The organism is Aquabacterium soli (assembly GCF_003933735.1).
GTDB classification, from domain to species: Bacteria; Pseudomonadota; Gammaproteobacteria; order Burkholderiales; family Burkholderiaceae_C; genus Aquabacterium; species Aquabacterium soli.
Map to the genome: position 1 here is coordinate 26,341 of NZ_RSED01000001.1, position 23,328 is coordinate 49,668.

27 protein-coding genes are annotated in these 23,328 nt (G+C 65.4%); 7 read left to right on the top strand and 20 right to left on the bottom strand.

Going from position 1 to position 23,328, the window contains the following annotated elements:
- Positions 1 to 38: 38 nt before the first annotated feature.
- The 4 genes from EIP75_RS00115 to EIP75_RS00130 form a co-directional block, all read right to left on the bottom strand.
- On the bottom strand, positions 39 to 605 hold the full coding sequence (locus EIP75_RS00115) for a YceI family protein (protein WP_125241558.1): 567 nt from the start codon (positions 603 to 605) through the stop codon (positions 39 to 41).
- Between the two features lie 193 nt (positions 606 to 798).
- Positions 799 to 1,002, bottom strand: a complete 204-nt coding sequence (locus tag EIP75_RS00120; RefSeq protein ID WP_125241195.1) for a hypothetical protein — start codon at positions 1,000 to 1,002, stop codon at positions 799 to 801.
- A 16-nt stretch (positions 1,003 to 1,018) separates the two neighbouring features.
- Complete coding sequence (locus EIP75_RS00125; protein WP_125241196.1) at positions 1,019 to 1,687, bottom strand: hypothetical protein; 669 nt, start codon at positions 1,685 to 1,687, stop codon at positions 1,019 to 1,021.
- Between the two features lie 121 nt (positions 1,688 to 1,808).
- On the bottom strand, positions 1,809 to 2,276 hold the full coding sequence (locus EIP75_RS00130; RefSeq protein ID WP_125241197.1) for a DUF421 domain-containing protein: 468 nt from the start codon (positions 2,274 to 2,276) through the stop codon (positions 1,809 to 1,811).
- A 388-nt stretch (positions 2,277 to 2,664) separates the two neighbouring features.
- Between EIP75_RS00130 and EIP75_RS00135 the strand changes: the two genes are divergently transcribed.
- Complete coding sequence (locus tag EIP75_RS00135; RefSeq protein ID WP_158622716.1) at positions 2,665 to 4,800, top strand: catalase; 2,136 nt, start codon at positions 2,665 to 2,667, stop codon at positions 4,798 to 4,800.
- Positions 4,801 to 4,812: 12 nt separating this feature from the next.
- On the opposite strand, the gene EIP75_RS00140 is transcribed toward EIP75_RS00135, so the two are convergent.
- Complete coding sequence (locus tag EIP75_RS00140; protein WP_125241199.1) at positions 4,813 to 5,808, bottom strand: TIGR03557 family F420-dependent LLM class oxidoreductase; 996 nt, start codon at positions 5,806 to 5,808, stop codon at positions 4,813 to 4,815.
- 7 nt (positions 5,809 to 5,815) lie between these two features.
- Positions 5,816 to 6,832: a patatin-like phospholipase family protein gene (locus EIP75_RS00145; RefSeq protein ID WP_125241200.1), complete on the bottom strand. Its 1,017-nt coding sequence runs from the start codon at positions 6,830 to 6,832 to the stop codon at positions 5,816 to 5,818.
- 242 nt (positions 6,833 to 7,074) lie between these two features.
- Between EIP75_RS00145 and EIP75_RS00150 the strand changes: the two genes are divergently transcribed.
- The 4 genes from EIP75_RS00150 (at position 7,075) to EIP75_RS00165 (ending at position 11,889) form a co-directional block, all read left to right on the top strand.
- Positions 7,075 to 7,569 (top strand): YciE/YciF ferroxidase family protein, encoded by a 495-nt coding sequence (locus EIP75_RS00150; protein ID WP_125241201.1) that lies wholly within the window; start codon positions 7,075 to 7,077, stop codon positions 7,567 to 7,569.
- A 51-nt stretch (positions 7,570 to 7,620) separates the two neighbouring features.
- The gene (locus EIP75_RS00155; RefSeq protein WP_125241202.1) at positions 7,621 to 8,283 is read left to right on the top strand and encodes a cysteine hydrolase family protein; all 663 of its coding nucleotides are present in this window, start codon (positions 7,621 to 7,623) and stop codon (positions 8,281 to 8,283) included.
- Positions 8,284 to 8,354: 71 nt separating this feature from the next.
- Positions 8,355 to 9,560: a zinc-dependent alcohol dehydrogenase gene (locus EIP75_RS00160; protein ID WP_125241203.1), complete on the top strand. Its 1,206-nt coding sequence runs from the start codon at positions 8,355 to 8,357 to the stop codon at positions 9,558 to 9,560.
- Positions 9,561 to 9,693: 133 nt separating this feature from the next.
- On the top strand, positions 9,694 to 11,889 hold the full coding sequence (locus EIP75_RS00165) for an ATP-binding protein (protein WP_125241204.1): 2,196 nt from the start codon (positions 9,694 to 9,696) through the stop codon (positions 11,887 to 11,889).
- A 3-nt stretch (positions 11,890 to 11,892) separates the two neighbouring features.
- Here EIP75_RS00165 and EIP75_RS00170 read toward each other — a convergent pair whose 3' ends face one another.
- The 4 genes from EIP75_RS00170 to EIP75_RS00185 all read right to left on the bottom strand — a co-directional run bounded on the left by EIP75_RS00170 (position 11,893) and on the right by EIP75_RS00185 (position 13,962).
- A complete protein-coding gene (locus EIP75_RS00170; RefSeq protein WP_125241205.1) occupies positions 11,893 to 12,087 on the bottom strand; it encodes a hypothetical protein in 195 nt (64 codons plus the stop codon).
- 119 nt (positions 12,088 to 12,206) lie between these two features.
- On the bottom strand, positions 12,207 to 12,617 hold the full coding sequence (locus tag EIP75_RS00175; RefSeq protein ID WP_125241206.1) for a VOC family protein: 411 nt from the start codon (positions 12,615 to 12,617) through the stop codon (positions 12,207 to 12,209).
- Complete coding sequence (locus tag EIP75_RS00180) at positions 12,614 to 13,090, bottom strand: helix-turn-helix domain-containing protein (RefSeq protein ID WP_125241207.1); 477 nt, start codon at positions 13,088 to 13,090, stop codon at positions 12,614 to 12,616. The genes EIP75_RS00175 and EIP75_RS00180 overlap by 4 nt, the downstream gene beginning before the upstream one ends.
- Before the next feature lie 26 nt (positions 13,091 to 13,116).
- The gene (locus EIP75_RS00185; protein ID WP_125241208.1) at positions 13,117 to 13,962 is read right to left on the bottom strand and encodes a PA4780 family RIO1-like protein kinase; all 846 of its coding nucleotides are present in this window, start codon (positions 13,960 to 13,962) and stop codon (positions 13,117 to 13,119) included.
- Between the two features lie 157 nt (positions 13,963 to 14,119).
- Between EIP75_RS00185 and EIP75_RS00190 the strand changes: the two genes are divergently transcribed.
- Together EIP75_RS00190 and EIP75_RS00195 are read left to right on the top strand one after the other, a co-directional pair.
- Positions 14,120 to 14,518, top strand: coding sequence for a VOC family protein (locus EIP75_RS00190; protein ID WP_125241209.1), 399 nt, complete (start codon positions 14,120 to 14,122; stop codon positions 14,516 to 14,518).
- A gap of 103 nt (positions 14,519 to 14,621) precedes the next feature.
- Positions 14,622 to 15,959, top strand: coding sequence for a hypothetical protein (locus tag EIP75_RS00195; protein WP_125241210.1), 1,338 nt, complete (start codon positions 14,622 to 14,624; stop codon positions 15,957 to 15,959).
- 6 nt (positions 15,960 to 15,965) lie between these two features.
- Here the strand turns inward: EIP75_RS00195 and EIP75_RS00200 are convergent, their stop codons facing one another.
- The 10 genes from EIP75_RS00200 to ccmA form a co-directional block, all read right to left on the bottom strand.
- Complete coding sequence (locus EIP75_RS00200; RefSeq protein WP_125241211.1) at positions 15,966 to 16,856, bottom strand: NAD(P)/FAD-dependent oxidoreductase; 891 nt, start codon at positions 16,854 to 16,856, stop codon at positions 15,966 to 15,968.
- Between the two features lie 96 nt (positions 16,857 to 16,952).
- Positions 16,953 to 17,411 carry an Rrf2 family transcriptional regulator gene (locus EIP75_RS00205; RefSeq protein WP_125241559.1) on the bottom strand — a complete coding sequence of 153 codons (459 nt, stop codon included), beginning with the start codon at positions 17,409 to 17,411 and terminating at the stop codon, positions 16,953 to 16,955.
- Positions 17,412 to 17,506: 95 nt separating this feature from the next.
- Positions 17,507 to 17,968, bottom strand: a complete 462-nt coding sequence (locus tag EIP75_RS00210; protein WP_233584599.1) for a cytochrome c-type biogenesis protein — start codon at positions 17,966 to 17,968, stop codon at positions 17,507 to 17,509.
- Between the two features lie 13 nt (positions 17,969 to 17,981).
- A complete protein-coding gene (locus EIP75_RS00215; protein ID WP_125241212.1) occupies positions 17,982 to 18,536 on the bottom strand; it encodes a DsbE family thiol:disulfide interchange protein in 555 nt (184 codons plus the stop codon).
- A 5-nt stretch (positions 18,537 to 18,541) separates the two neighbouring features.
- Positions 18,542 to 20,530 carry a heme lyase CcmF/NrfE family subunit gene (locus EIP75_RS00220; protein WP_125241213.1) on the bottom strand — a complete coding sequence of 663 codons (1,989 nt, stop codon included), beginning with the start codon at positions 20,528 to 20,530 and terminating at the stop codon, positions 18,542 to 18,544.
- Positions 20,527 to 20,985 carry a cytochrome c maturation protein CcmE gene (gene ccmE / locus EIP75_RS00225; protein ID WP_125241214.1) on the bottom strand — a complete coding sequence of 153 codons (459 nt, stop codon included), beginning with the start codon at positions 20,983 to 20,985 and terminating at the stop codon, positions 20,527 to 20,529. The genes EIP75_RS00220 and ccmE overlap by 4 nt, the downstream gene beginning before the upstream one ends.
- Positions 20,982 to 21,194, bottom strand: a complete 213-nt coding sequence (gene ccmD / locus EIP75_RS00230; protein ID WP_233584600.1) for a heme exporter protein CcmD — start codon at positions 21,192 to 21,194, stop codon at positions 20,982 to 20,984. Before ccmD ends, ccmE begins: the two co-directional genes overlap by 4 nt.
- Positions 21,191 to 21,985 carry a heme ABC transporter permease CcmC gene (gene ccmC, locus EIP75_RS00235; RefSeq protein WP_125241215.1) on the bottom strand — a complete coding sequence of 265 codons (795 nt, stop codon included), beginning with the start codon at positions 21,983 to 21,985 and terminating at the stop codon, positions 21,191 to 21,193. Before ccmC ends, ccmD begins: the two co-directional genes overlap by 4 nt.
- Positions 21,986 to 22,015: 30 nt before the next feature.
- Positions 22,016 to 22,684 (bottom strand): heme exporter protein CcmB, encoded by a 669-nt coding sequence (ccmB, locus tag EIP75_RS00240; RefSeq protein ID WP_125241216.1) that lies wholly within the window; start codon positions 22,682 to 22,684, stop codon positions 22,016 to 22,018.
- The gene (ccmA, locus tag EIP75_RS00245; RefSeq protein WP_125241217.1) at positions 22,684 to 23,328 is read right to left on the bottom strand and encodes a cytochrome c biogenesis heme-transporting ATPase CcmA; all 645 of its coding nucleotides are present in this window, start codon (positions 23,326 to 23,328) and stop codon (positions 22,684 to 22,686) included. Before ccmA ends, ccmB begins: the two co-directional genes overlap by 1 nt.

Genomic DNA, 23,328 nt, shown 5'->3' on the forward strand with positions numbered 1-23,328 from the left:
GTGGTTCGCTGAGTGACTGTCGTGGGGCGGCTGCAGCCTCATTCTTTGGCAACAGCCTCCACCTGGATGCGAAGCCCCACATCCATCTTGAAGCCCCAATCCTTCCCGGCCCCCAGCCCGAACTCCTCGCGGTTGAAGCTGCCCGAAGCATCCGCCCCACAGAAGTCGCGCTTGAGCATCGGATGCGGCATGCACTTGAGCTGGTGGATGGTCAGGGTCATCGGCCTGGTCTTGCCGTTCAGCGTCAGCACACCCACCACCTGAGCCGGCACGCCGCCCTTGGCCCCATCAAAGCGGCCCTTGAACGTGGCGCTCGGGTTCTTCTCCACGTTGAAGAAATCTTTGCCGGTGGCCCAGGCGTTCATCGCGTCCAGCCCGAAATCGATGCTGGCCAGGTCCATCTTCACGTCGACGCTGCCCTCGCCCGTGGCCTTGTCGTAGACGATGGTGCCGGTGTTCTTGTTCAGTTTGCCGCGCCAGTAGGACAAGCCCATGTGGTCGGCTTCGAAGCTGGGGTATGTGTGCGTCGGGTCGATCTCATAGGTCACGGGGGCGGCCTGGGCGGCCAGGGCGAGCAGGGCGGGAACGAGCAGCAGCGACTTCATCATCTCTCCTTGAGCAGTGGCTTGGCAGGGGCGCCAACCCAACGACGATCCGGGTGGGCGGTTTTCGACATACTGGCATCTGAACGTCAGTCAGGCTTTCCTGAAGGAAGCGCTGGCCAATTGCCAAGTGTCAATGATGCGTCATCCCCTACCGGCCGCTGCTCAGGCGTCACTCAGCCTGAACCCGGAGGTCTCACGCGTGCGCGATGATGATCTCGCTTTTCACGCCCAGCCCGAAGTTCCCGGTGGACACGACCTGCCAGCCGAACCCCGCCAGTTGATTGAGAACCACGTAGAGGTTGTTCCCAAGCGGCGCATTGTTGCTCGCCAAGACCCATTGCGGGAAGTCCGCTGGAGCTGCCGTGGTTTCCTTGGCGTAAAGGATGTCGTATTTCATGGAATGGCTCCTGTGCTCAAGCCAGGCCCAAGGTGGCTTTGGCTTCTACGGTTGCGTAGTGCCGGTCGATCCCAGCAAGTCCACCCTGGATCCTCCCGGAGCTCAGCACTGAATAGACGACAAAGCCATCAGGAACGGGCAAAGGCGAAGACGTGAATTGCGCCACGGCGTGGTCCAGGGCGGCCTGAAGTGAAGGGCCATAGCCGGTCTTCACGTGTGCGGATCCGTCCTTGTGCAGCAAGGTGGGCGCCAAGGCAGACGTGACATCTGAGATCTCGTGCGCGTGTGGCCCATCGGCGCTGTGGATCACGACATGCGAGACATCGAGTGGAAAGCCGAAGTGTTCAGTGAAGTTGAACCTCCTCACCGCAGGCGATGTGATGGGTGGGGTATAGAAGAAGAGCCCGAACTGGGGTGGCCAGATGCGGATCTCCAGCTGCCGCAGATCCGCCAGGGTCTGAACGTTCGGCACCTCTCCGCTGGCCGTGATCAGCAGCGTGGTTCCCACTCGCTTGACATCGAACTTGCCTTTACCGGGTACCTCAGCATGGCCTGGAGGGGCGCCTGTGTGAGCGCCGCCATCTCGCCCTCCGCGCTGGCTTCCTGGCTGATCTTGCTGGGCCGAGAAAGAGTCATCACCAAAGGAAGATTGTCCCCATGGAACGGGAATGAAGCTGTCGCCCATAAGGCCCCCTGTGTTCGATGGATGTGATTGTGAGCGCGCCTGATCTGCGCGGTTTCACGTTATCTCAAGCGCCCATGGGTGTCGCTCCCTAGGTCGTGGGAGATGCAGTTGGGTCAACGGGTCAGTTCCCGCGTTTCTTCTGAATGCTGATCGTGCCGTCGGTCTCCAGGAACGCGTAGCGCATTTCGTGGAGGTCACAGTCGGCTTCACGCAGCGATTTCTGGACATCGCCGTCGCCTACGTGATGACGTTTGAGGACCTGCTCGAAGAACTGTCCATCCCGACCGATGAGCACGGGGTTGCCTTCGAACATCACCTCCAGACGTTTGCTGCGGGAAGAGGCCATGGCCACCAGCAGGTTGAGCCCGATCAGCGTGGTCACCACCAGAAGGCCGCCGCCTACAGAGTCGTCGCCACCCGTCAAGCCTGCACTGACCCCTTCACTGAGCAACAGCACGACGATCAGATCGAAGGGTGTGAACTGCCCAACGGTGCGCTTTCCCGAGACACGCACCAGCACCAGGAGCGCCCCATAGATGATGGCGCCGCGCAAGATGAACTCCCACCATGGCAGGTCTAGGTCAAACATGGCAGATCTCTTTTGTCGGTTGATTTTTCCTTTGCCAGCTGGATGAACATGGCTCTTCCTTGATGGGTAGAAATTTCGAGGGGCCGTTAGGCAAACGCCGTGCCCGCATTCCGTGTCGGATGGACGCGGCAATGAAGCAATGGATTGCGTCAAGCTAAATCGTAAGCATTATTTTCATTTCGGCACTTCACGATTCGATCCCGCTAGCATGGATCTGTTGTGGCGACTCGATGCATTGCCGGTATCGGGTCGTGCCGTGATTTCTAATTAAAGAGGAACATCAATGACCGCCCCTGATACCCCCGAAGAACAAGTTGTCGCAGATGCCTCTCGTCGCCGATTCCTGGGCACTGCTGGTGTGACGACCGCAGGTGCCGTCGTGGCCCCAATGGTCGCAAACCGCGCTGTGGCCGCTCAACCGGCAGGGCCGGTGGCTGCGGGGGCGCCCATCGCGAACAAGCTTGAAGACCTGGCCCGGGAGACGTCGATCGATGCCGGCCAGGCGCTGACCACCAACCAAGGTGTGAAGATCGCCGATCACCAGAACACCCTGAAGGCGGGGCTGCGTGGGCCCGCGCTCCTGGAAGACCAGCTGTTCCGCGAGAAGCTCACCGCTTTCGACCACGAGCGCATCCCCGAGCGCGTCGTCCATGCCCGCGGTGCCGCGGCCCACGGGGTCTTTGAGTCGTACGCCTCGCTGTCACAACTCACCAAAGCGAGCTTCCTGGCTTCGGCGGGGAAGAAAACGCCGGTGTTCGTACGGTTCTCGACGGTGGCTGGATCAAAGGGCTCGGCCGACACGGCCCGCGATGTGCGCGGCTTCGCCGTCAAGTTCTATACCGACGAAGGCAACTACGACCTGGTTGGCAACAACATTCCCGTCTTCTTCATCCAGGATGCCATCAAGTTCCCCGACCTGATTCACGCGGCCAAGCCCGAGGCCGACCGCGAAATCCCTCAAGCTTCCACAGCACATGACACGTTCTGGGATTTCATCTCGCTGATGCCTGAGTCAACGCACATGGTCATGTGGATCATGTCTGATCGAGCTATTCCCCGCGCGTACCAGATGATGGAGGGATTCGGCGTCCACACGTTCCGGATGATCAATGCTCAAGGCACGAGCCGCTTCGTCAAGTTTCACTGGAAGCCGTTGAAGGGGGTGCACGGCTTGGCTTGGGACGAAGCGCAGAAGCTGGCGGGCAAGGACCCCGATTTCCATCGCCGCGATCTGGCCGATGCGATCGTGGCCAAGGACTTCCCGGAATGGGAGCTGGGCGTGCAAGTGGTCGAAGAGGCCGACGCCACACGTTTCGGATTTGACCTGCTCGATGCAACCAAGCTCATTCCGGAAGAGCTGGTGCCCGTGCGGCCGATTGGCAAGATGACGCTCAACCGGAACCCCGACAACTACTTCGCCGAAACCGAGCAGGTGGCATTTCACACCGGCAACCTGGTTCCAGGCATCGATGTCACGGACGATCCGCTGCTGCAGGGGCGCATGTTCTCATACGTCGATACGCAACTCACACGATTGGGTGGGCCGAACTTTCACGAGATTCCCATCAATCGGCCCCTTTGCCCCTTCCACAACTTGCAGCGTGACGGATTTCATCGCCAGACCATCGCCAAAGGTCGGGTGAACTATGAGCCGAGTTCGATCGATGTGCCTCCGATTCAGGAGGTGCCACCCTCGCGAGGCGGCTTCGCGTCCTATCCGGAGCCGATCTCTGGCAACAAGGTGCGCCACAGGTCGGAAACCTTTGCGGACCACTACTCGCAAGCCACCCTGTTCTGGCAGAGCCAGACCAAGCCGGAGCAGCAGCACATCGTCGAGGCGCTTCAGTTCGAACTGGGCAAGGTCAGCGTGCCTGCGGTGCGACTTCGGATGCTGTCCAACCTCGTCAACGTCGACCGGGATCTTGCGGCGCGTGTGGCGGCCGTGCTGGGTGTGCCTGTGCCGCCAGCCAGTCCCCGCGTGGGCAACAGGAAATACGCGCCGTCGCCTGCACTGAGCATGATCGCGCGCGGGAACCCCAAGAGCATCGTGGGCCGCAAGATCGCCTTCCTGGCGGCAGACGGTGTCGATGAGGCGGGGCTGCAGGCCGTGAAGGCCGAGTTGACCAAATCGGGCGCGGTCGTGAAAGTGCTCGCGCCGCACCTGGGCAACCTGCGCGGCGCGAACGGGGGCGCAGTCAAAGTCGACGACCTGATCGTCACGATGCCCTCGGTCGTGTTCGACGCGGTGTTCGTTCCTGGCGGTGACGCCAGTGTGAAGGCCCTCAAAGCTTCCGGAGACGCCGTCCATTTCGTCCGGGAAGCCTTCAAACACGCCAAGGCGCTTGCTGCACTTGCAGGCGCAAGCGACTTGCTGAGTTTCGCCGGGATCCCTGCCGCCGCTGGGGCCACCGTCCCAGGCGTGAGCACTTCGCTCGACACGAACGCGCTTGTCCGCAAGTTCATCGCCGACATTGGTGTGCACCGGCATTGGGAGCGTGCTCAGAAGGACTCCATCGCCGCATGATCCTGTCAACGTCTACGCGTTGCCTGTGGAGCGCTCTCTCAGCCTCAAGGGCGGAATAACGCTTGAGCCCACCGTGCTGATGAAGGCTGGCTGCTGAATTCCGACGTGATGAAGGTTGATTGCACCGACGCCCATTTGGATGCACGCCCACAGATGGTCGATCAGTTCTTGGGCATCGGTCCAGATGAGGACATGGCGATCCATGTCCTCGACTTTCAGCGTGTGGCTTTCGGCTTCGAATGCTTCAGGCGTTCGAAGATCATGATGCTTGCAGCGTTCCACGCAGGCGTACCGCCATTGCCGGTGGGCCTCTTCAAGCGCCGATGGCCGGCTCTTACCGTGGCAAGTGTCGATCTTTACATGGACCGGCTTTCCTCGACCCCCACCTTGCCTGAAGGCATTGATGATCTTCGAGAGCCCGCCCAGATCGGTACCAAGCGTCAGTAGGCCGTCTGCCCAGCCGCCGACCCAATGGGCGGTGGCCTCCGTCATGGCCGAGCCAAAGAGCTGAGGGCTGTTCTTGGACCCCACCCAGATTCGCGCGTCGTGGAGATCGAACATCCCTAGATCGGTGACACTTTGCCCTCTCATCAACTGGCGGATGATGCCGGCCGCCTCCTCCAAGCGCTGATTCCGCTGTGGCGCAGGCGGCCAGTCTCCTCCCAGGGCGGCTTCGTTCAGCGCCTCCCCACTGCCAAACGCGATCCAGGGCAATCTGCCAGGAAACATCTCTTCCAAGGTCGCCATGGCCTGGGCCACCATGACTGGGTGATGGCGCATGCCGCCAGGGACCGTGATGGTGCTGAAGGCGATGTGGTGGGTCGCCTGCATGGCGGCGCCCAGCCAGGACCAAAGGTGACCGGAATTGCCCTGAGTGGTGGCCCACGGTTGCAGATGGTCGGAGCAGAAGACCGCGTCGAATCGATGGTTCTCCGCCAGTTTGCAGAAGGAAACCAACTGGCTTGGGGAGAACTGTTCGTGCGATGCGTGATAGCTGTACTTGGTCATGAGAGTCTCAGACCCAGTGTGGCTCTTTGATGGTGGCGGGCAAAGGGAGGCCAGCTTCGTCTATTGCTTGAATGGCTTGTCGCTCGCCCAACGCGATGAGCTCGTCCACCCGCTCTGGCGAGAAGTCGAGCTGCCCGGAAATGGCGTCATGCTCCAATGGCGGTCTGCGTATGGCAAGCACGTGGCTGAATCCTGCCAGCGCCTCGGCGGGCAAGCTCATCTTGCCGTGCGCCATGAGCTCCTGGACTCGGTGCGCAATCTCGATGCCGGAAGAAGGAAGCCGCGCAGCCTCCTCAGACATCTGATCAATGGTGACCAGGATGCTCTGGATTCCCCGGTTTGCACTGGAGGCCAATCGCCCGGTGCGTCTCAGGGCCTCCAGCAAGAGCGGCAGTGCCGCCTGACGTGTGACATCGCCGTCCCAATACATTCGGCCACCGATGTCCACCGGGTCGAACAGCATCGGGATGGCCGAGCTGGCCCCCAGATGGGCGGCGCCAAGCGTCATGTCCACGTTGTTGAAAAGGACCAACTGGCCGCTCACGACGTCGACGGCGCCGACCCCGAGGAGCGGGTCCGCAGGGGTTGCTGCGGTCAGATCCCCAATCCCGGACAAGAGGCCCCACATCCGGCTGCGATCCATCAATGGATAGGTAAAGCGATCCATGCCCATGACGGGGTTCCAGACGAGCGGGTTCGGCGCCCCAAGCCCGCGTGTGCCGCACAGCAGGCCGGTGAGCAAGCCATTCCAACTCTGCGTCAGCCGATGCATCGGCATGCCCGCGAAAGGCAAGGATGGCGTGGCCAGCGCCTCCCGCCAAATGGTCTCCATCGCCCTTGCTCCAGCCATGAGGTCCTGCCCATGCTTGACTGCGATGGCCGCGTTGATTGCACCGATCGAGGTTCCCCCCGCACCGACGAATTTGCTGCCTTGAAGCCGTCTTGACAAGGCTCTCCAGACGCCGCATCCGAAGGCGCCCAGTGCGCCTCCGCCGCCGAACATGACGACAACACGAATGGCCATGGATCCCCCGTTGCTGGCATATGCCAGTCCACTTGCCAAAGCACAAAGCCGATAAAACCAGGTTCGTGGTTCTTGCCTGGAGAACTAAAGGGTATACGCGGGCAACACCTTGAGTGCGGCGTGTGGTCAATGGCTTCGCATGGCCGGCATGCGTAGCAGGCCGACGCCACCTTGTTGGGGTCTGACCGGGTTTGGGCATGCAGGTTGCTGGAGAGAGGGATCCCTTACCCAAGGAGCCAAGCATGCCCATCAAGACAGTCCACGATTTATTCGTCCACGAACTCTCGGACATGTACAGCGCCGAGAAGCAAATGACCCGTTCGCTTCCCAAGATGGCCCGAGCCGCCGCAGACCCGCAACTGGCGGCGGCGTTCGAGCAACATCTGGAGGAAACTCAGGGACAGGTCGAACGTATCGACAAAATTGTTGAACTTGCAGGGATCAAGCTCAAGCGCATCAAGTGTGTGGCCATGGAGGGCCTCATCGAAGAAGCCAAGGACACCATTGACGAAGTGGAAAAAGGACCGGTCCTTGATGCCGCCTTGATCGGATCCGCCCAGAAAGCAGAACACTATGAGATCGCAAGTTACACGACATTGATCGTCCTGGCGACCAAGCTTGGCCTCGACGACGCTCGAAAGCTATTGTCTGAGTCGTTGGCCGAAGAGAAGGCCACAGACGAAAAGCTGGGCACATTGGCGACCGCCGCAAAGCTTGATGAAGCCGAAGCCGCTTGATCATGTCCGCCTGTTTGAACGCCCTGAGGCATACACCATGGTAGGCGCAGCATGAACGCCGCTGAGAAGACGCGTCATTTGGCGGCGGGAGAAACCCCGCCACCAAATGACGCATCGAAATCGCCACTCGCCCGCCAGGAGGCCCCGGCGGGAACCGCATTGCTCGTGGTCGATATGCTGGGCGCATGGAGTTTTCCTGAGGCAGACAGCCTGCTCAGCAGGGCGCTGGCTATCGCACCGGCGACCCAGGCACTCAAGAGGCGCTGCAAAGCGAACAGCGTTCCGGTCATCTATGCGAATGACAACCACGGGCACTGGCGCACAGACTTCCGGGGGCTGGTGGAGCAAGGGCTTCGCTCGGGAGGCGCGCGCGCCCGGCTCAATGAATTGCTTTTTCCAGATGAAGAGGACTATTTCGTCCTGAAGCCAAAGCAATCGGCCTTCTTCGCCACCCCCTTGGACATGCTGCTCAGCCATCTGAAGGTTAGGCGGTTGCTTGTCACCGGTGTGGCCACTGATCAATGCGTGCTTGCCACGGTTCTCGACGCACGCATGCGCGATTACAGCGTCCACTGCCCGTCTGACTGCCTTGCCACGCATGACGATCGTCGTCAGGCTCAAGCGGTGCGTCACTTGGCCGATGTGCTTGAGCTGGATGTCACGCCGTCGCATGCGCTCGACGTCAAAACACTCGGGGCAATCGATCAGCGGTGAGCGGATTTTGTCTGATTGATGCGTCGTCTGCATGCGGCGCACCTGTGGCTTGCCTTCTCAGGAGACACATCATGAAAGCCTTGACTTACCACTCAGCCAAAGACGTCCGCTTTGAATCCGTGCCGGACCCGGTCATCCAGGACGACCAGGACATCATTCTGCGGGTGACGGCGACCGCCATTTGCGGATCGGATCTGCACATATACCGGGGCAAGATCCCTGGCATGAAGGCCGGCGACGTGTTGGGCCATGAGTTCATGGGCATCGTCGAAGAGGTCGGGGCTGGCGCTACCCGTTTGAAAAAGGGTGACCGGGTGGTCGTGCCCTTCACCATCTCTTGTGGCGACTGCTTCTTCTGCAGCAAGACACTGTTCTCCGCTTGCGAAAACACCAATCCGGGCCGGGGCGCCATCCTCAACAAGAAGAACGTCCGCTCTGGAGCGGGCATGTTCGGCTACTCCCATCTCTATGGAGGCTACGCAGGCGGCCAGGCCGAGTATGTACGGGTGCCGAAGGCCAACGTCGGCCCGATCGTTATACCGCCAGGTCTGTCTGACGAGAAAGTGCTCTTCCTGTCAGACATCCTTCCCACGGGCTACCAGGCCGCTGTCAATGGACTGGTAGGGCCGGGCTCGACCGTGGCCATTTTTGGAGCAGGGCCGGTGGGACTCATGGCAGCGGCTTCGGCCAGGTTGCTTGGCGCAGAGCGCATTTTCATGGTGGACCACCACGCCTATCGGCTCGAGTTTGCCAAGCAGACCTATGACGTGATTCCGATCAATTTCGATGACATCGAGGATCCTGCGGAGTTCATCGTCGAACAGACGGATTTTCGTGGAGTGGACGCGTCCATCGATGCCGTAGGCTTCGAGGCCAAGGGTAGCGCGCTTGAAACGGTGCTGACCGACCTCAAGCTCGAAGGATCGAGCGGCAAGGCCTTACGTCAGGCGATTGCAGCCACGCGGCGCGGCGGCGTGGTCAGTGTTCCGGGCGTGTATGCAGGCTTCATCCATGGGTTTCTATTCGGTGACGCATTCGAAAAGGGGCTGAACTTTGCCTCTGGGCAAACCCATGTGCAACGCTACCTGCCGGAGTTGCTCGCCCATATTGAGGAAGGCCGCATCAGCCCTGAGGTGATCATCAGTCACCACCTCCCACTGTCGCAGGCCGTGCGCGGATACGAGGTCTTCGAGAAAAAGCAGGAAGCCTGCCGCAAAGTTGTCTTGACGCCGGATGGCCCCTCCCTCGCCACGCATCCCGCGCCGCTGGAGGTTTAGGTTGAAAGGCTGGCGCGCTGCCTGAGCATCTCAGATGTCCGTGACAATGTGCGGCCTCTAAACGACAGTTGATCGCGGAGGGCCTTCGGCGAAGGGATGCTACGCTCCGGGGCATGCAAGCGCCCTGTCCATCGTGAAAATCCGCAGTCGACTACTTTGGCTGGTGTTTGTGGCATGGCTGCCCTCTGCGCTGGCCATTGGCATTGTGGCCAGGCTGGCCTATGTGGATCAGCACAACGCTGCGCTCGATGACGTGCAGAAGATGGCCGACAGCGTCGGAGGCATCGTCGAACGTGAGGTCGACAAGCGGTTCTTCATGGCGAAGACGCTCAGCGCTTCCAGCGCCCTGAATGTGAGTGATCTCGAGCGCTTCTACGAAGAGGCCAGGAGCGCAACGCGGGGAACGGACAGCTGGGTCATGTTGCTGAGCGCTGAGCAGCAGATTCTGGACACGTACCGCCCTTACGATCCGCGGTTGTCGATCTCGATATCGGAAGGCAGCCCATGGCTCGAGTCGGGCGAGAACGTCTACTTTTCCATGAAGGGGCCGGTGCTTTCGAAGCCTGTGGTGGGCGTCACCGCCGCCCACGCCGCCAGCCATCCGGGTTACAGCGTCGTCGTGGCGTTTGACCCGGCGGTGCTGCAGTCCATCGTGAGCCAACAAGTCGGACCGCATGGCGCACTGGTCACGGTGATGGACAAGCACTTGCGGGTGCTGGCACGAAGCGTGAACCCCGCGAAGTGGCTTGGCCGGGACGTGACGACACCTGTCAGGCAGCGGGTCCGGGAAGGCAAGTGGGGATTTGGCAAGGGGTTCACGCTGGACAACATCCCCTCTCTGACATACCTCAGCAGACCGAACCGGTATGGCTGGTACACGATCGTGGCTGTGCCGGAGGCCGCACTGAACGCGCAGGCGCGCGAGGCGGCCCTCAATGCGGTCAGCCTTGCCGGCGGGTTGCTGGCACTCAGCCTGCTGTGCGCGCTGTACGTGGCCCGCAGCATCGGCCGGCCCATCCTGGCCTTGCAGAGTGCCGCTGAAGAGCTGGCCCATGAGCAGGTGCCCACCTCCGTGAAGACCGGACTGTTCGAGACCGACAAGGTGGCAGACGCCTTGCGCGACGCCGGGCTGCGGGCAAGGGAATCGACCGAGATCCTCGAAGCGCGAATCAATGATGCGGTCGCGCGCACGGCGGACGTTCAGGCCAAGCTGGCGGAATCCCAGAAGCGGGAAGCGGTCGGCCGCCTGGCGGGCGGTGTCGCGCACGATTTCAACAACCTACTCCAGACGATCAGCGCCGCACTTCATCTGCTGTCTGCCACCACCCCCGATGGTCCGCCGCGCAGGATGCTCGACTCGGCCAGCCGGGCGACGGGAAAGGCGACCAACCTCGTCAAGCAGATGCTGGCCTTCGGGCGAGCCCATGCGCTGGAGCCGGAGCCGGTGGACCTCAGCGACTTCGTGCTCAAGATCAGCGAACTCAGCGCCAAGGCTGCCGGTGCCAATGTCACGCTCCGTGCGCACATCGAGCCGGGGCTGCCGGCCGTGTTCGTGGATCCGACCCAACTGGAGCTCGCGCTGCTCAACCTGATCTTCAACGCACGAGATGCCATGCCCCAGGGCGGGCAGATCGACCTGCGTGCAGCCTTGACCGATGCAAGCGAGACCGGGTTGCCCGAATCGGTGCATCGACATTACGTTCGGTTGGAGGTCCGGGACGATGGGCCCGGGATGGACGCCGCAACGCTGCACAAGGCGTTTGATCCATACTTCACGACCAAGCCGGTGGGGGCTGGCTCGGGCCTGGGCTTGGCCCAGGTGCTGTCATTCGCCCGGCAGTCGGGCGGCGATGCCCGCATCCTCAGCGATGCCGGCCGCGGGACGACCGTGGTGCTGTTCCTGCCGCCCACCGCCCACAGCCCGGTCCAGAATCCGGACGCACCGGTCAAGTCAAAGATCGATTGCAGGGCACTGAGGGTGTTGATGGTCGAGGATGACCCGCTGGTCGCTTCCGTGGTCGTGCCAGCCATCGAGGCCGCCGGGCACACCGTCACGCATTGCCAGAGCGGTGACGAGGCCAAGCGCATCCTGGCGGAGAACAACGTGTTCGACGTGATCTTCAGTGATGTCGTCATGCCAGGGGCCACCACGGGCGTCGATCTGGAGAAGTGGTGCCGTACGGCGCATCCGCATATCGCCGTGGTGCTTGCCACGGGCTACAGCGCCCAGGCGCCTCAGTCCGACGTGGCGGTGCTCAGGAAGCCCTATCACCTGGATGACCTTCTTCTTGCGCTGCAGAAGGCTGTGGCTGGTACGTCCGCCAGTTGAAGGTCAAGGCCTGATCGGCGCCTCATGCTGCACCTTCAGTGGCTTGATCGGTGTGCCATCGCTCCACACCCCCATCGACCGATGCTCAGGTGTGTCACCCAGCGCGAACTCGGTGTTCGTGCCGTGATACGCGGTGTCGCGAAGTGCGTCCCACACCTTCCAGACGAAGTTCCAGTCGTAGGCGTCTACCCTGGACACCACGATCTTTCCTTCGTCGGTTGATCCTGAGCTGTTCGTGCTGCTTCACAGGGCCGCTCTTCATCGTACAGCGCACACAGGCCCGACTCGACCCCTGTGACGGGTTGCTGGTGGACACCTCAGCCACGGCGCGCCTGGATCATCTTCCAGCCGTTGCCCGACGGGTCTCGAAAGCCGGCGTCCACCGTGCCGTAGCGATCCACGGGCTCCTGCGTGAACTCCACGCCCCGGCCAAGCCATTGCTCGTAGGTCGCGCGGCAATCATCCACGGTCAGCACCAGCGGCGGCATGGCGCCCTTGGCCACCAGCGCGCGCAGGGCCTGCGCTGTCGCTGTGTCGAGCACCGGCGGGCCGGGTTTGAACAGCCCCAGCTGGAACGAGGGCTGCTCGGGGTGCTGCACCGTGAGCCAGCGGTAGTCGCCGTTGCCCACGTCCGTGTGGACGCGGAACCCGAGCTTGTCGACATAGAACGCGAGCGCTTCGTCCTGGTCGTGCACGTACAAACCAACCACTTCAACACCTTGGGTCATGGGATCTCCTGTTGTTCGGGCTCGTTTGTACCGCTGCCGGCTTGTCGGCGCTTCTCCGAAACTGCTGTCGTCAGCCCAGGGCGGTGCGCGGCGCTGACGATGCAGGCCGGCACGCGTGCGAGTTCGTGCGGTGCCTGTCTGGCGCGCGCGCGGACCGCACTGGGGCTGTCGCCGGTGACGTCGTGGAAGGTGCGCCCGAAGGTGCCCAGGCTGCTCCAGCCCGTGTCGAAGGCGATGGCCGTGATGGACAGGTCGGTGTCGCGCAGCAGGGCCATCGCCCGCTCGATGCGCCGTGTCAGCAGGTAGCGGTGCGGTGGTATGCCGAAGGCCTGCTTGAACGATCTGGCGAAGTGGGCCTGCGAGACGCCGCTCACCTGCGCCAGCCGCCCGACAGGCCAAGCCTCGTGCGAGGCGGCGTCCATCCGGTCCTTGGCGCGCAGCAGCCGGCGCAGCAGGTCGGGATCCTGGTCCATGGATCTTCGCCGGGGCGCCGCCTGTCCTAGCCCTGCTGCATGCGCAGCCGGCGCATTGTTTCCTCGTCCCGCGCATCGTCGATCTCGCGCAGGACACCGCCCAGGTCCACCGGCCCTGCGGCGCCGTCGAAGCGGCCCGTGAGCGGGGTCTCCGGGGTCAGGCCGCCTTGCTCGTACAGGGCCCAGATCTCGGGGCCGTAGTGGCTGGACAGCAGGTCAGGCGCGAAGCCGCCGAAGAAGTTGCGCAGGTTCTCCACATCCCGGAGCAGCATGCGCTTGGCGTGGTTGTTGCCCGCTGCATCGACCGCCTGGGGCAGGTCGATGATGACGGGGCCGTCGTGCGCGAGCAGGATGTTGAACTCGGAAAGGTCGCCATGCACCACGCCTGCGCACAGCATGCGCACGACCTCGGTCAGCAGCGTCAGGTGATGTGCGCGTGCTTCTTCGGCGGTGAAGACGACGTCGTTGAGGCGCGGGGCCGCCTCGCCGTTCGCATCGGCCACCATCTCCATCAGCAGCACGCCGTCCAGGAAGTTGTAGGGCCTGGGCACCCGCACGCCCGCCGCGGCCAGACGGTACAGGGCATCGACTTCTGCGCTCTGCCAGGCGGCCTCCTGGGCCTGGCGCCCGAAGCGCGTGCCCTTGGCCATGGCGCGGGCCTGGCGGGTGTTCTTGGTCTTGCGGTTCTCGGTGTAGTCCACCGCCTGCCGGAAGCTGCGGTGCGTGGCTTCCTTGTAGATCTTGGCGCAGCGCGCTTCGTCGCCGCAGCGCACCACGTAGACCATGGCCTCCTTGCCGCTCATGAGCTGGCGCACGACCGAATCGATCATGCCTTCTTCGATGAGCGACTGCAGTCGAGGTGGTACTTTCATCCGGTAGGTCGCTGAGGGTGGCTGGGCTGGAAGAGGCGCGGTGCTGGGGGGCGCATCGCCCGATCACATCCATGATAAGGCGTCGGGATCCGCGGCACTGATCGGTGGGCTGCCCGCCGGGTACAGTCGTGCTCCAACCCCAGCCTGAAAGCGCCTGATGAGCACCCAACGCAAGCCCAAACCCAGCGCCGTGATCTTCGCCAAGGACATCACCGCGCTCGCCCACTTCTATGCGGAGGTGGTGGGGATGAAAGAGGCCCACCGCGACAAGGACCACATCGTCCTGGACACGGATGTCTTCCAGCTGGTGATCCATGGCATCCCGAAGAAGGTGGCCGCGCAGGTGCAGATCACCGTGCCACCGCAGGTGCGTGAGAACACGCCGATCAAGGTCTGCCTGCCTGTCGACAGCATCGAGCAGGCCCGCCTGCGTGCCGCGGCGCTGGGCGGCCAGGTCGGTGCCAAGGGCAAGGAATGGGAGGCCAGGGGCTTTCGCGCGTGCGATGGCTTCGATCCCGAGGGCAATGTCTTCCAGGTGCGGGAAGGCGTGGCCTGACGCGCTGTCTGCGGGCGCATGAGCAAGCGCGGAAATCTCATTTGGTCGATCTCCGCAGGCTCCCTAGGATGTCAGGCTCGTTGTGATGTCCCTGAGGAGGCGCATGGTGTTCATCAAGCCTGTTTCGTTCTGGGCGGCCTGCCTGCTGGTGATGGCGGCCCAGGTCCCGGCCATGGCGGCGGAATGGTCCCCCCTGGCCACGGCCGATCAACTGGCGCTGGACCAGCGCGCTGTGCGCGTGGACCAGGCCTATCCCTTCCCGGTGGCGCGCCTGCAGGCCAAGGCGGCCTACCAGCTGGCCCATGGGCTGCCCGTCAGCGCCGAGGCGCAATCCCGGCTGGACCAGGCCATCGACGAGCTGGCTTTCAGCGCCGTGCAGAAGGCGGTCAACGGCGATCCGCTGTATCCGCAGGTCTACTGGCTCAATGCGCCGCCGCACCGGTGGTTCGGCACGGTGGTGCAGGGCGGCCGCTATTCCTACGACAACCCGGACAACATCTACCGCACCATCCCCATCGAGGGGGGCTCGCGCTATGTGCTGAAGGGGCGGCGCTTCGGGGCCGGTCCGACCGATGTGACCTTCTCGTTGATCAGCAACGTCAACTCGCAGAACACCATCGCCTACCTCACCGGCAAGGACCTGGTGGTGGGGCCTGATGGCCGCTACGAAGTCACCATCGACAGCGACCCGGCCAACGGGCGCGTGAACCACATCCAGTCCACCAGCGCGGCCAAGCAGCTGTTCGTGCGCAACAACCTGGGCGACTGGTCCACCGAAACCCCCGATGCACTGACCGTGCAGCGGCTGGGCGCGGCACCCACGCGCGCGCCCCGCGGCGATGCGGCCGTGGGCCTGGAGGCCTGGGCCAACCTGCAGGAATCCATCATCACCTACGGCGTGGGCGCGCTGGGCCTCAAGACGCACCTCAACCGGGTCAACACGCTGTCCACGCCCAGCACCTCCAGCACGCTGGGCACGCTGGTCACGCAGACCAGCGCCTTCGGCCACTTCAAGCTGGCCGATGACGAGGCCCTGGTGATCACGCTGCAGGCCGGCGGGGCCGGCTACTTCGTGGTGCCGGTGACCGACCCATGGCTGGTGTCGGGTGATCCCATCCGGCGCCAGACCAGCCTGAACAACAAGCAGTCGGTGGCCGATGCCGATGGCGCCTATACCTTCGTGGTGGCCGCGCAGGATCCGGGTGTGTACAACTGGCTGGACACGGAGGGGCGCCACGAAGGCACCATCATGGTCCGCTGGCAGGACCTGCCCGCGCAGACCGTGGGCAACGGGCCTCAGGTGGTGGCCAAGGTGGTCAAGCTGGCGGCGCTGCCCTCGGTGCTGCCCCAGGGCACCCGCACGGTCAGCGCGGTGGAGCGTGCGCGCCTGCTGGCCGTGCGCGAGGCCGGCTATCAGCGCCGCGTGAGCCTGGGGTTCTGAGGCGCATCACAGCCCGAACATCAGCGAGCGGTGCACCGCCGCACCCGCCATGGCGCCATCGCCCACGGCCAGCGCGATCGAGCCGGCAGGCCGGGCCACATCCCCGCAGGCGAACACGCCGGGCACGGTGGTGGACTTGAGCGCATCGGTCTTGACGAAAGGCCCCATGGGGCTGGTGTCCATCTCGCAGCCCAGTTGGGTGGCCAGCGGCCCCGGCAAGATCTGCGTGGCGATGAACAGCCCGGCCATCTCGAAGCGCCGCTGATCCTGCATGACCACCTGCAGGGCCTCATCGCCCTCCAGCCGCGCCACTTGGCCGCTCACCAGGGTCACGCCGCGCGCCTGCAACGCCGCCAGCGTGTCGGTATCGGGTTCGGCAACGTCGTTCAGGAAGAAGGTGGTGGGGCCCCAGTCGGGCAGCATCAGGGCCTGGTGCGATGACAGGGCCGAGGTGGCCAGCACGCCCACCGGGCCTTGCTGCAGTTCGTAGCCGTGGCAGTAGGGGCAGTGGAACACCTGCCGGCCCCAGCGTTCGGCCAGGCCGGGCAGTTCGGGCAAGGTGTCGCTCACACCGGTGGCCAGCACCAGGCGGCGGGCGGTGTGCTCGGTGCCATCCTGAAGCCGCACCGAGAAGGCATCGGCCTGGCCGCTGACCTGGGCGACGGGCGTGGCGGACCAGTCCACCGTCTCATAAGCCTTCAGCTGAGCCTGGCCGGTGTGTGCAACCTGGTCGGGCGGCGCGCCATCCTGCGTCAGAAAGCCGTGCGAGAACGCCGCGAAGCGGTTGCGCCGCACGCCCGCATCGACCACCAGCAGTGAGCGCCGGGCGCGTGCCAGCGGCAAGGCGGCGGACAGGCCCGCATAGCTGCCGCCAATGATGATGACGTCGTGGGTCATGGTGGGTCCTTTCGATATTCGTATCTTTTGATGATACATAAATGGCAAAAGGGATGGCGCCGCCGGGGCAATGCGTTCTTCAGCGTATTGGCAGGCTCAGTGCGGGTGGCCGGCGCGGGGGCGCTTGCCGCGCTTGCGGCATTGCAGGTCGAACTGCTGGGCCAGGTCGGCCAGCGAGACCGATCCCAGGCGTTGCAGCAGCAGGGCCTCGGCCTCGCGCAGGGTGTCGGCCAGGGCCGCGTTGACCACGCGCTCGACGGCGCAGTCGGGGTTGGATCGGTCGGAGCCGATGGCGAACAGGGTGGGGCCGCCCACGGCCTGGTGCACATCCAGCAAGCTCACCTGCTGCAGGTCGCAGGCCAGTTGCCAGCCGCCCTGGGGGCCGCGCTCGGACGAGACCATGCCCGCCTTGCGCAGGCCGGCCATCGTGCGCCGCACCACCGCGGCATTGGTGCCCAGCATCTCGGCGATGCGTTCGGAGGTGAAGGGCTGGTCTTCGCGGGCCATGTGCAGCAGCACGTGCAGCATGCGGGAGAGGCGGCTGTCGGTTCTCACGGGGGCGGTGATGGAGCGTTTGGGTGGCGGCCCCTCGATGCGGTGCCGTACGCGAGGGAGCATACCTCGCGTCCCGCCTGGCAAGCGCCTGCGGCCTACCAGGTGTCGTCGTCCAGGGCCTCGGCGTCGTCCTTCGTGTCGGTGCGGGCACGGGCGCGTTGCTGGCTCAGGAGCAAGCCGCCCAGCAGCAAAAGCAGCAGCGGCCCGCCCCACAGCAGCCAGGTCAGCTGCGTCACCGGTGGGCGGTACAGGATGAAGTCGCCGTAGCGCCGGGCCATGAAATCGCGCACCTGCTGCTCGCTGGCCCCCCCGGCCAGCTGGGTGCGCACCTCGGCCTTGAGCTGCCTTGCCAGCGGCACGGACGATTCGGCGATGGTCTGGTTCTGACAGACCAGGCAGCGCAGCTCGCCCGCCAGGCGGTTGACGCGCTCATCGAGCTGCGCATCGGTGCTGGGTGACGCCACGGCCGGCGTGAGGGCCGTGGTCATCGCATGGGCGTGGGCCGAGGGGGCGACCGTGCCGGTCAGCGCGGTGCAGATCAGCACGGGGAGCAGCATGCGCGTCGCCATGTCAGCCGCGCTCCAGTTCGGCGATCAGCGGCAGCAGCGATTGCTGCAGCACCTGCGGCGTGATGGGGCCGGCGTGGCGCAGCCGGATGCGGCCCTGCTTGTCGATGACGAAGGTCTCCGGCACGCCGTAGACGCCCAGCTCCATGCCCGCGCGGCCGTCCACATCCTGCGCCGTCACCTGGTAAGGGTTGCCATGCTGGCGCAGCCAGGCCTGGCCCCGCAGGGGATCGTCCTGGTAGTTCAGGCCGACGATGGGCAGCTGCCGGCTGCGCGACAGATCGACCAGCAGGGGATGCTCATCCCGGCAGGCCGCGCACCACGAGGCCCACACATTGAGCATCCAGACGCGGCCGTGGAGCTGCGCGGGGCTGAAGGATGTGTTCGGCGTGGTGGCCGCCGTGGCTGGAGGGTCGTCCGGCAAGGTGGCCAGCGTGAAGGCGGGCACGGGCTGGTTCACCAGCGGTGAAGGCAGGGCCGAGGGTGCGCGGCCCAGTGGCTGCCACAGCAGCGCGGCCAGGCCCATGAACAAGGCCAGGGGAAGGATGTAGCGGATCATGTGGGTCAGGCGGTGTGAGGGGCCGGCGAGGCCGGAGCGTCGCTGGGCAAGAGCGCGTGGGCCGTCGTGGGCTGGGCACGCCGGCGTCGGCGGTCGCAGGCCGAGACCAGGCCACCCGCCCCCATCAGCAGGCAGCCGGCCCAGATCCAGCCCATGAAGGGCTTGACCTGCAGACGCACGCCCCAGCGGCCTTCGTCCGTGGTGCCGCCCAGCGAGACATACAGGTCGCGCAGCGGGCTCCGGTCGATCGCGGCCTCCGTCATCGGGGTGCGCTGCACGGTGTACAGGCGCCGCTCGGGATGCAGCGTGGCCACGGGCATACCGTCCTGCGTGACCTCGAAGGTGGCGCGCGCCGCCAGGTAGTTGGGGCCGTTGACCTCGTCGACGGCCTGGAAGGCGAAGCGGTAGCCGCTCACCTCCACCGCCTCGCCGACGCGCAGGCTCTGGTCCTGCGAGTGCTCCAGGCCCTTGAGCAAGGTGACGCCCAGCACGAACACGCCGATGCCCGCATGGGCCATCACCATGCCCCAGTAGGCGGGTGGTTGCTGACGCAGGCCGGTGGTCCATCCCTGTGGGTCTTTGAGTCGCGACACGGCATGGCCCACGGTGGCCAGCAGGATCCAGCTGCCCAGCATCACGCCCAGCGCCATGGTGGCCGAGCCCAGCCGGCTGGCCAGCAGCCCGGCGGCCAGCACCACCGACGCCAGGGCCGCGCCCCTCAGCGCGCGCCAGGCGCGCACCGGATCGGCCTGGCGCCAGGCCAGCCAGGGGGCGATGGGCATGAGCAGCAGCACCGGCAGCATCAGCGGCACGAACACCGCCTCGAAGTAGGGCGGGCCCACGGAGATGCGGCCCATGTCCAGCGCGTCCACGGCCAGCGGGTAGAGCGTGCCCAGCAGCACGGTGCCGGCGGCCACCAGCAGGAACAGGTTGTTGAGCACCAGGAAGGCCTCGCGCGAGAACCAGCCGAAAGCCGGACCGCTGGACCACTTCGGCGCGCGCCAGGCGTACAGGCCCAGCGAGCCGCCGATCACCAGCGACAGCATCACCAGGATGAAGCGGCCCCGCGCCGGATCCGACGCAAAGGCATGCACCGAGGTCAGCACGCCCGAGCGCACGAGGAAGGTGCCCAGCAGCGCGAGCGAGAACGCCAGGATGGCCAGCAGCACCGTCCAGCTGCGAAAGGCCTGGCGCTTGTGCGTCACCACCAGCGAGTGCAGCAGCGCGGTGCCCACCAGCCAGGGCATGAAGGACGCGTTCTCCACCGCATCCCAGAACCACCAGCCGCCCCAGCCCAGCTCGTAGTAGGCCCAGAAGCTGCCCAGCAGGATGCCCAGCGTCAGGCAGGCCCAGGCGGTCAGTGTCCAGGGGCGGGCGTGGCGTGCCCACTGTGGATCGGGCGTGCCATCGAGCAGGGCCGCGATGGCGAAGGCGAAGGCCACCGACAGGCCCACATAGCCCATGTACAGCAGCGGCGGGTGGAAGATCATGCCCGCGTCCTGCAGCAGGGGGTTCAGGTCGGCGCCATCGGCCGGCACGGGCCACACCGGCCGGAACGGGTCGGAGGTGAAGAGCATGAAGCTCAGGAAGCCCATGCTGATCAGCCCCAGCACGCCGAGCACCCGGGCGCGCGTGGGCGGGGGCACCTCCCGGCTCAGCAGGGCCACGGCCAGGGTCCAGGCATTGAGCATCAGCTGCCACAGCAGCAGCGAGCCTTCATGGCCGCCCCAGGTGGCCGCGATGCGGTAGTGCAGCGGCAGCAGCGAGTTGGCGTTGCGCGCCACATAGGCCAGGCTGAAATCCATCGCGACGAAGGACGCCACCAGGCAGCCGAAGGCCACGGCCACCAGCGCACACACGGCGATGGCCAGTGGGCGGGCCAGGGCCATCCAGCTGGGCAGGCCGCGCGCGGCGCCCCACAGCGGCAGCAGGCCCAGCAAGATGGACAGGCTCCAGGCCAGCACCAGGGCGATCTGTCCGAGCTGCGCGGTCATCGGGTGGCCTCCTTGGGATCCTTGCGCTGGTTGGCGGCCTGCTTCAGTGCTTCACCGGCTTCGGGCGGCATGTAGTTCTCGTCGTGCTTGGCCAGTACCTCGTCGGCCATGAAGACCCGGTCCTGGCCCAGCCGGCCCTGGGCCACCACGCCCTTGCCTTCCTTGAACAGGTCGGGCAGCAGGCCCTTGTAGCGCACGGGCACCTGCTGCACCGTGTCGGTGATGACGAAGCTGACGCTCAGGCCGTCGGCATGGCGCTGCACGCTGCCGGCCTGCACCAACCCGCCGACACGCAGGCGCTGCCCGGCAGGCGCCTCGCCCGACAGGACCTGGGCAGGCGTGAAGAAGAACACCAGGTTCTTCTCGAAGGCCGACAGCACCAGGGCGGCCGAGGCGCCCATGCCCAGCAGGCTCAGCAGCACCAGGGCCAGTCGCTTGCGCCGGGGGCTGGTCATGCCGTCTCCTTCGTCGCGGTCGCGCCGTGTTGGCGCCGGTCCGGGTGGCGTGCCTGGATGGCCCGGATGGCCGCGCGGCGGCGCGCGGCCAGGGCGATCTGCTCGGCCGCGATCACGGCCAGCACCATGCCCAGCGATCCCCACACGTACAGGCCGTGGCCACCCATGGCGATCAAGTCCCGCCAGCTGTTCCAGTTCATCGCGGTCATCGCGCCACCTCCGGCAGCCGGGCCACCCACAGCGTGGATTGCTCTCGCTCGAGCACCAGGCAGCGCAGACGCCGCAGGGTGGCGGCGATGGCGTAGGCCCACAGGCCGGCCGTGCACAGCACCAGGCCCAGCAGCATGGTGTCGGCCATGGAGGGCGCCTCGGTGAGCCGGATGGTGGCGCCTTGGTGCAGGGTGTTCCACCACTGCACCGAGAAGTAGATGATGGGGATGTTGACCACGCCGACCAGGGCCAGCAGCGCACCGGCCCGGTCGCCACGGCGCTGGTCGTCGGTGGCGGCCTGCAGCGCCATGAAGCCGATGTAGAGGAACAGCAGGATCAGCTCGGAGGTCAGCCGCGCATCCCAGACCCACCAGGTGCCCCAGGTGGGCCGGCCCCACAGGGCGCCCGTCCACAGCGCCAGGAAGGTGAACAGCGCACCGCTGGGCGCCAGCGCTCGTGCCATCAGCGACGACAGCCGGGTGTTGAAGATCCAGCCCACCGCGGCCCAGAAGGCCATCAGCAGGTAGATCAGCATGGACAGCCAGGCCGCGGGCACATGCACGAAGATGATGCGGTAGGCCTCGCCCTGCTGGTGGTCGGTGGGGGCCACGAACAGCCCGATCCACAGGCCCAGCACGGTGAAGGCCACGGCCAGCACCATGAAGCCGGCGGCCAGTTGCCCCGCGATCGGGTAGAAGCGCTGGGGCGCTGCGAACTGCAGGGCCCACTGCAGTGCCAGGCGGGGCGGTCGCCCCGGCGAGGGGCTGACGGTGGTGTGGGGTGTGGTCATGGGGTCTTGTCTCCTTGGATCGCGGCGAGGTCATTCAGCCGCCAGGCGCAAGGCGGCGGCCACCGCCCAGGGGCACAGGGCCGCCGCGCCCATCAGCAGGCCGGCCAGCAGCGACAGGTGGGCCGACGGGCCTTGGGGGGCAGACCACGCGTCCACCACACCCGCCCCGAAGATCAGCACCGGCATGCACAGCGGCAGTACCAGCAGGGCCACCAGCACGCCCGAGCCGCGCAGCCCCAGCGTCAGGGCCGCCCCGATGGCGCCGACCAGGCTGAGCACCGGCGTGCCCAATGCCAGGCTCAGGGCGAGCGCGCCCACCGCTTCGGCCGGCAGGCCGAACTGCAGGGCCAGCACCGGCGACAGCAGCACCAGGGGCAGCCCTGAAAGCAGCCAGTGCGCCAGGACCTTGGCGGCCACGATCACTGCGAGCGGGTCGGGCGACAGCAGCATCTGCTCCAGCGTGCCGTCGGCCCAGTCCTGCTCGAACAGCCGGCCCAGTGACATCAGGCTGGCCAGCAGGCCCGTGACCCACAGGATGCCCGGTGCCAGGGTGCGCAGCAGCGCGCCTTCCGGGCCGATGCCCAGCGGGAACAGCGAGGCCGCCATCATGAAGAAGAACAGCGGCGTGAGCACTTCGGCGCGGCGCCGCCGGGCCAGCAGCAGGTCGCGCCACAGGGTCACCCTGAAGGTGCGCAGCATCAGCAGGTCTCGGCTTCATGGGGCTGCCCCAGACGCAGTTCATGCACATGGGCGCTCAGCGAGGGCGTGGCCTGGTGGGTGGTGTAGACCAGGATGGCGCCCGAGGCCAGGTGCGCGTTCAGCAGCTCGATCAGCGATGCGGCGGATTCCGCGTCCAGCGCATTGAAGGGTTCGTCCAGCACGATCAACCGGGGGGCCAGGGGCAAGGCCAAACGGGCCAGCGCGGCGCGGCGCTTCTGCCCCTGTGAGAGTGTTCGAGCCGGCACGTCCAGGTGGTCGGCCAGGCCCAACCGTCCAAGGGCGTGGGCGGCGGCTTCGGGCGAGCAGCCGTGGCCGGACAGGGCCGAGGCGATGCGCAGGTTCTCGCCCGCGGTGAGGTCATCCTTCAAGCCACTGCTGTGGCCGATGTAGACCAGTGTCTGGCGAAGGGTGTCGCGCTGGTCCGCATAAGGGCGGCCTTGCCAGCGCAGTTCGCCGTCCCTGGGCGGCACCAGGCCGCACAGCACGCGCAGCAGACTGGTCTTGCCGCTGCCATTGCGGCCGGTCACGTGCAGCGCCTGACCGGGCGCCACATCGATGTCCAGGCCATCGAACAGCCAATGGTTGCCGCGGGCCAGGGCCAATTGTCGGGACTGCAGGCTCAT